This window comes from Burkholderiales bacterium, from assembly GCA_035560005.1.
GTDB lineage: Bacteria > Pseudomonadota > Gammaproteobacteria > Burkholderiales > Eutrophovitaceae > DASRFY01.
In genome coordinates this window covers 1-6515 of the sequence record DATMAN010000073.1, presented here as the reverse complement: position 1 = coordinate 6515, position 6515 = coordinate 1, and the positions used below count along the sequence as shown (strand labels likewise).

The 6515-nt window shown below is 66.1% G+C and carries 7 protein-coding genes; 2 read left to right on the top strand and 5 right to left on the bottom strand.

Features of this window, described 5'->3' with window-relative positions:
• Window positions 1–51: 51 nt before the first annotated feature.
• The gene (locus VNM24_11295) at window positions 52–1050 is read left to right on the top strand and encodes an integron integrase (GenBank protein HWQ39171.1); all 999 of its coding nucleotides are present in this window, start codon (window positions 52–54) and stop codon (window positions 1048–1050) included.
• Between the two features lie 224 nt (window positions 1051–1274).
• Here the strand turns inward: VNM24_11295 and VNM24_11290 are convergent, their stop codons facing one another.
• The 5 genes from VNM24_11290 to VNM24_11270 all read right to left on the bottom strand — a co-directional run bounded on the left by VNM24_11290 (window position 1275) and on the right by VNM24_11270 (window position 6198).
• On the bottom strand, window positions 1275–1655 hold the full coding sequence (locus VNM24_11290; protein HWQ39170.1) for a Rid family hydrolase: 381 nt from the start codon (window positions 1653–1655) through the stop codon (window positions 1275–1277).
• A gap of 195 nt (window positions 1656–1850) precedes the next feature.
• On the bottom strand, window positions 1851–3851 hold the full coding sequence (locus VNM24_11285; protein ID HWQ39169.1) for a M1 family aminopeptidase: 2001 nt from the start codon (window positions 3849–3851) through the stop codon (window positions 1851–1853).
• Window positions 3848–5080, bottom strand: coding sequence for a ChaN family lipoprotein (locus VNM24_11280; GenBank protein ID HWQ39168.1), 1233 nt, complete (start codon window positions 5078–5080; stop codon window positions 3848–3850). The genes VNM24_11285 and VNM24_11280 overlap by 4 nt, the downstream gene beginning before the upstream one ends.
• A 22-nt stretch (window positions 5081–5102) precedes the next feature.
• Window positions 5103–5534 (bottom strand): TerB family tellurite resistance protein, encoded by a 432-nt coding sequence (locus VNM24_11275; GenBank protein ID HWQ39167.1) that lies wholly within the window; start codon window positions 5532–5534, stop codon window positions 5103–5105.
• Window positions 5535–5583: 49 nt separating this feature from the next.
• Window positions 5584–6198 carry a glutathione S-transferase N-terminal domain-containing protein gene (locus VNM24_11270; protein HWQ39166.1) on the bottom strand — a complete coding sequence of 205 codons (615 nt, stop codon included), beginning with the start codon at window positions 6196–6198 and terminating at the stop codon, window positions 5584–5586.
• A 115-nt stretch (window positions 6199–6313) separates the two neighbouring features.
• Between VNM24_11270 and VNM24_11265 the strand changes: the two genes are divergently transcribed.
• The coding region (locus VNM24_11265; protein ID HWQ39165.1) for a twitching motility protein PilT at window positions 6314–6515 on the top strand (202 nt) is incomplete at its 3' end.

Genomic DNA, 6515 nt, shown 5'->3' with positions numbered 1-6515 from the left:
GTGCATTCAAGCCCCTGATCGCGCTCCTTTCACGTCGCCCGGAGGTAGAACATGCTGCCCCAGCCGGCTTCCGTTGCGCTCCCACCGGCCGAGCCCAGACTCCTGGACAAGCTTCGCGACCGAATCCGCGTCAAGCACTATAGTATCCGCACCGAGCAGGCGTATGTCGACTGGGTACGCCGGTTCGTGCTCTTCCACGACAAACGCCACCCGAGGGATCTGGGAGCGGCTGAAGTAGAGGCGTTTCTGACCCACCTGGCGGTCCGGGGACGGGTATCGGCTTCCACGCAGAATCAGGCCAAGAGCGCGATTCTGTTTCTGTACAAAGAAGTCATCGACAAGGAACTGCCCTGGCTCAATGGCGTCGTAGCGGCCCGTGTGCCGCAGCGCCTGCCGGTGGTGCTTTCGGTCGATGAGGTGAATGCGCTGCTGAACCGCATGAGAGGCACCCCCGCGCTGATCGCGCGGCTGCTGTACGGATCCGGGCTGAGAATCCTCGAATGCCTCAGACTTCGGGTGAAGGATATTGATTTCGCGAGGCGCGAAATCCTGGTGCGCGACGGCAAGGGCGCGAAGGATCGGGTGACGATGCTCCCCGAAAGCCTGGTCGAGCCGATAAAACGACATCTCGAGAGAGTGCGCGAACTGCACGCCGAGGACCTGGCGGCCGGGTTCGGGTCGGTGTATCTGCCCTTTGCGCTGGATCGCAAGTATCTGAACGCGGGCAGGGACTGGATGTGGCAGTACGTGTTCCCATCCGCGCGGCTGTCGAAGGATCCGCGCTCGGGAGTGGTGAGGCGTCACCATGCGGACGAAAAGCCGATTCAACGGGCCCTGCAGTGGGCGCTGCGCGCGGCGGGCATTCATAAGCCGGCGACGCCTCACACGCTCCGGCACAGTTTTGCCACCCACCTCCTGCAAAATGGCTACGACATCAGAACCGTGCAGGAACTTCTTGGTCATGCCGACGTGAGCACGACGATGATCTACACCCATGTCTTGAATCGTGGCGGCCGTGGGGTGCAAAGCCCTCTGGACAGAGTGTCGTAGCGCGACGAGTCTGTCCCTCACCCCAACCCCTCTCCCGGAGGGCGAGGGGCTATCCTTTCTCCGCGTCGTGTTTCCCCTCGTATCTTTGCCGTTCCTCCGAATCCCCTGTTCAATCCGGGGGCAGGCTCTCCGCGGTTCGGATTTTCTTTCGAATCCCCTTCGCGTCTTCGTGTTTCGCTCTTGTTTTCCTCCGCGTCCTCGGCGTCCTCCGCGGTGAGCGTTCTCTAATCACACGCGACAGCTTCGATCTCGAACAGTATCTCCGGCTTGACCAGCGCCGGCACGACCGAAAGCATCGACGCAGGGCGATGCTCGCCGAGGTGCTTCAGACGTATCGGTCCGTAAGAAGGAATATCCTCGGCGCGCAGCAAGTACTGGTTGATCTTCACCAGATTCTGCACACCCATTCCCGCGGCGCTGAGGATCTCGACGAGGTTCTGCCAGGCCAGGTCCGCCTGCTCCACGAAGCTCGCGGGAACCGAGCCGTCCTTGCGAATGCCGGGTGTTCCAGAGATGTGCAGTTGCCGCCTGGCGTTTTCCACCAGCACCGCGTCGCTGTACTTGCCGATCCTTGCCGCCACCCCGACGTTGATTGCCTTTGCCATTCCGTTTCTCCTGAAGAGAAGAGCGCAACACGAAGACACGAAGGCTCGAGAAAGATGCTCCGTGGTCTTCGCATACTAGCGGAGCGAGAGCCTTCCTTCACCCTGACCTCTCTCTCCCGGAGGGCGAAGGATTATCTTTTGTTGCGCTCTTGTTTTCCTCAGCGTCCTCGGCGTCCTCTGCGGTGAGAGCGGCGGTCATTTGACCGGAACGCGAGGCGACGAGGCGGACCAGGTGCCGCGGTCGGCGGTCTTGTCCTCCTCGAAGGTGATCCACGAATAGCGCGCGAGGTGCGGCAGGCGCCTCGCGAGCATCGCGAGCGCCGCTTTCGCATCGTCGACGCGCACCGGGAGCGAGACGAGCAGCAGTCGCACCGACGCCTCAGCGGTAATCCATACCTGTGCGTCGCCTGCATCGGCCTGCGGCGGGCGCGCAGGCAAGCCGCGGTCGCGCAGCCAGCGATCGACCATCGGGCGTGGACCGACGACCAGCGCATGACCTTCCGGAGGTGGTGTCTCATCCGCCACGAAACGAAGCTCGCCTTCGATCAGCGCGCCTGCGAAGGTTCGGACCGCGTTGCCCAGCGCTTCGTCCAGTGCGACGACGGTCACAGCCGGTGCGGCGACGATGTCGCGCACAATCGGAGGCGCCTCGCCCGCAAGCAGCCTGCGCCAGACGGTGAACTCCGGGTCTGCGGCCACCGCCAGCGCGCGCCCGCGGGTCGCGAACTGCCCGCTGGCCGAAGGGCCGTTCAGTTCCAGTGCGAAATCCTCCGCGCCGTCTCCATGGAACACGCGGATCGGCACCCGGTTGGAGAACTCCGCGGGAGTCTGCGCCAGGGTGACTGTGAGCCGTGCCGTGTCCGAGGCATCGAGGTGTCGCGCCTCGCTTACCCGGATTTCCGGCGCGCCCGTGCGGTCGAGCCACTGCGCGAAGAGGCCGGACAGATCTTCGCCCGCCGCGCGCTCGAAGGCTGCGGCGAGATCGGTGAAGGTTGCCGGCGCGAAGCGATGCCGCGCCCAGAAGTCGCGCAGCGCGCCCAGGAATGCTTCGCGCCCGAGCCGCGCGCGCAATGTAAAGAACAGCATCGCCGACTTGCCGTAGCCGATGGCCGAAGAGGCGGTGTGATGCCGCGCTCGGAACGCCGACAACGGCTGCTCGCTGCCGGGGGGCAGCGACGCGTAATCGCGCAGCCAGCCGTGGCGCATGTCCCGCGCGGCGTCAGGCCCGGCTTCCTCCTTGTAGGCATAGTCGGCCATGAAGGTCGTGAGCCCTTCGGACCAGTTGCCGCGGGAGACGTCTGCGTAGACGCCGTTTCCCCACCAGTTGTGCAGCACCTCGTGGCCGAGCGAAGTGTCCTTGATGAATGGCAGCCTGAGCACCTCGCGGCCGAGATACGTTGCCGAAGGCATGCCGAAGCCGGTCGGCAGAGGGCTCGAGACGATGCTGAAATGCGAGTAGGGGTAGGGCGCGATCTGCTCCGAGTAGCGCGCGATGTAGCGCGCGGCCGCGTCGAGGTAACCGGACGCCAGGGGCTGCAGCTCGGCGTGAAAAAAGGTGCGCACGCACACGTTGCCGGAAGCCGTGGCGATGTTCTTCTCGGCAACGACGTACGGGCCGACCATCAAATCCAATCCCTGAGAGGGATGTTCGAAGGTGAACTGCACGGTGCGGCTACCGTCGCGGATCTCTTCTTTCTGCGGCGCGCCGGGCGCGATCGAAATCTGGTCGGCGGGCGTGCGCACCGTGAGCTGCCAAGTGAACAGGGGACCGGGCTCTGGATACCAGCCGGAGCCGGCGGGCAGGAAGCTGCCTTCGCGCGAGGCCACGGGCGGCAGCCCGCCGAGCGTGTCCCGGTGTGAAAGCGCGGCATCGACGGCGCGCAGCACGCCGTCGTAGCGGATGCGCAGCGACCGCGGCATACCGCGCCCTGGCGATACGATCTCGAAATGCGTGCCGTTTTCCCCCGGCTGACGACGCACTCCGGCGGGGTTGCCGTCCAGTTCCGCGGACCGCACGGTGAGGCCGGGCGCGAGGAAGAACGCCAAGCGTGCCCCCGGGGCGACGGTGAACCGGGCCTGCGCCTCGAACGCCCGGCTGGCAGGGTCGAGCGCAACGAAGAGTTCCAGGTGGGGCAGCGTCGCCGCGGACGCGGACGCCGCCAGCGGGAAGAGGGCGGCCGCGAGCCGGAATCTCATTCGGCCGCGGGCGGAAACTTGGCGACCAGTTCAAGCTCCCGACCGCTGCGCTGGACTTTGAGCGGCAGCCAGGTGCCGGGCGGCTGCCGTCGGATCAGCGCGATCAGATCCTCGGCGCTGGCCACGCGCAATCCCGCGGCCGTGAGCACACGGTCGCCGGCCTTCACGCCGGCGCTCTCGGCGACGCTGCCTGCGACGACCGCGCGCACGCGCAGCCCCTCGCTTTCCTCGTCGAGCAGCACGCCGAGCTTCGGCGTGTCGTCTGCCCGCGCGCCGGCGATGGCGAAGACGGCATCGGCCAGCCCGGCGGTCAGCTCGCCGCACGGCACATCCGGCGTTACGGGCAGCCAGATCTTCGCGATCCCGGCGCGCAACGCGCGCAACTGATGCGGCACGCCATGGCCGTTGCGCAGGTGTCCGCTGCCGATGATGCCCACCACGAGCGCCTCGGGGTCGCGTGCCGCTGCCTGCGCCAATGCCTCGGCGAACGCACGGTCCCAGGTCAACTGCGCTTCCACAAAGCGCTCGAACGCGGCCGGATCGTCAGGCTCTTCGGCGCGCCGGTGCTGCTCGAACCAGCCGCGCAGGTGCTCGCGGTACTCGGTGCTGGGCGGAGCTGGATCGCTCACGCCTTCGCGCTGCGCGGGTGGAATCGCCTTCCAGCCTTTTCCGCCCACGTCGCGCACCAGACCGCGGTCCACGTTCAGCGCGATCAGCGGCAGGCGGTGCAGGCGCGCAAAGTGGAAGATCGGAAGGTAGAGTTCCGCGTCGAAGCGCCAGACCTTGTTCCACTGCGTCTCGCGCAGCAGTTGCGCTTCGCCGATGTCTCCCGCCACCCAGCGATCGAGCACCGGCTGGGCGCGGCGCGGCAGCATCTCCATCCCGATGACGAGCTTGCCTCGCGCGCCGAGCAGCATGCCCAGGGAGTGCAACTGCCAGCGGTGGTGATCCGGATTGTCGTGGTCTTCGCCCAGCAGGACGAAACGCGCCTCGCGCGCCGCGTCGACCACCTCGCTCGGCGAGACGATGCGTGCGCCGGAGGCGGCCGGCATCGCCCACTGGCCCGGCGCGATACAGGACTGGGCGTGGGTGGGGAGAGGGCCCGCTGACAGGCAGAAAAATGCCGCCAGAGCGGACACCTTTTTCAGAAAGGACCCATCGAGCATCATCGTGTCGGAAAAGGCGGCCGCGCGCGACGCACTCCAGCTCGAGGGAGTATAGACCGCCATTGCGAGCCTGATGCAGACGTGCTCAGCGCGCACGCCGTTTGGCGATGATGAAGTCGGTGTGCGAGACGTGGAGCAGATCGGAGATCTTGCGCACCAGGTGATCTTCGTACATGTCGATTTCCCGATCGACGTGTGCGACCCGCCACATGCACTCGATCAGACGCACCTTGTCCTCGCGCGAGAGCGCGCGGTTCAAGGTGGCGGCGATCGGGTGATAGGACGTCGGCCGGTTCTCCGGGCGCGTCGCATGGGCGAGCAAGGCGTCGGCCTTCTCGGGAGGCAGTGCAAAGAGCCGTTGCAGCGCCTCGCGCGCCGCGATCAGGTCGATGTCCTTGACGTCGTGATCCACCCGCGCGACCTCCGCGAGCAGCGTTGCGGCTGCCAGCGGAACCGCGTCGGCCGGGGGAGCCTGATCCTGCGCGTTGGAAAACAGCCTCTGGAGGGCCCTTGACAAGCTTCGCATCGCGGAATCCCGAACCGTGTCCTCCGGGGTCCGATTCGTTTCAAGAAGGGTTCATGCCGCGCGCCACCGCGGGACGCGCCGCCATCGTCGCCCCCCAGCGCTGCAGGTTCGCAAAACCTCCGGCCTGGTCGATCAGCGCCTTGCGGGCGGCGAAATTGGGGTAGAGCATGAGATCGGCCACCGACAGCTCTCCGGCCAGATATTCCCTTCCCTCCAGCGCCTCGTCGCAGACCGCGAAGAAATCGAGCAGCCGCTTCTTGAAATATTCGACGTTGGCGGTACTTTTCTCCGGCGCGGTCACTTCCAGCCGGAAGATCGTCCCGCTGGTGCCCGCGATGTCGCTCGCGGCTTGCATGAACCATTGCATGGCGATCGCCCGCTGCCTGGCATCGCGCGGGAGGAACTTGCCCGATTTCTCCGCGCAGTAAAGCACGATGGCCCCCGACTGCGAGAGCGTGAGCGGCTTGCCGCCCGGGCCGTCGGAATCTACGATCACCGGAATCAGCCCTGCCGGGTTGAGCTTCAGAAATTCCGCCGAGCGCTGCTCGCCTTTCATCAGATCGATCTTGTGCAGACGATAGGCAAGACCCGTTTCTTCGAGCACCAGCGAAGCGCGCAGCCCGTTGGCCGTCGGGGCGAAATACAGGTCGATCACTTGTTCTTCCTCTTTGTGCAGTGGTGCGCGCAAGTTTAGCAGGCCGCGCAGGCTGGCTACCCGCCACCCGACCGCGCGAGCGTGCGACCCGGCAGCGGGTTGAGGGGACGCCGCCATGACCGTGGCGAGGTTTCGCTTCTACGAAGAGCTCAACGACTTTCTGCCGCCGCAGCGCCGGAAGGTCGAGTTTGCCTACGGCTGCGCGAGAGCCGCCAGCGTGAAGAACGCGATCGAAGCGTTGGGCGTCCCCCACACCGAAGTGGAGCTCATTCTGGCCAACGGCGTGTCGGTGGACTTCTCCTACAGGGTGCGGGAAG

Bases quoted from the DNA above. Each gene is read 5' to 3' on its own strand.
- VNM24_11280 (HWQ39168.1), bottom strand. From the start codon at position 5,080: ATGGCGGTCTATACTCCCTCGAGCTGGAGTGCGTCGCGCGCGGCCGCC.
- VNM24_11285 (HWQ39169.1), bottom strand. From the start codon at position 3,851: ATGAGATTCCGGCTCGCGGCCGCCCTCTTCCCGCTGGCGGCGTCCGCG.
- VNM24_11290 (HWQ39170.1), bottom strand. From the start codon at position 1,655: ATGGCAAAGGCAATCAACGTCGGGGTGGCGGCAAGGATCGGCAAGTAC.
- VNM24_11295 (HWQ39171.1), top strand. From the start codon at position 52: ATGCTGCCCCAGCCGGCTTCCGTTGCGCTCCCACCGGCCGAGCCCAGA.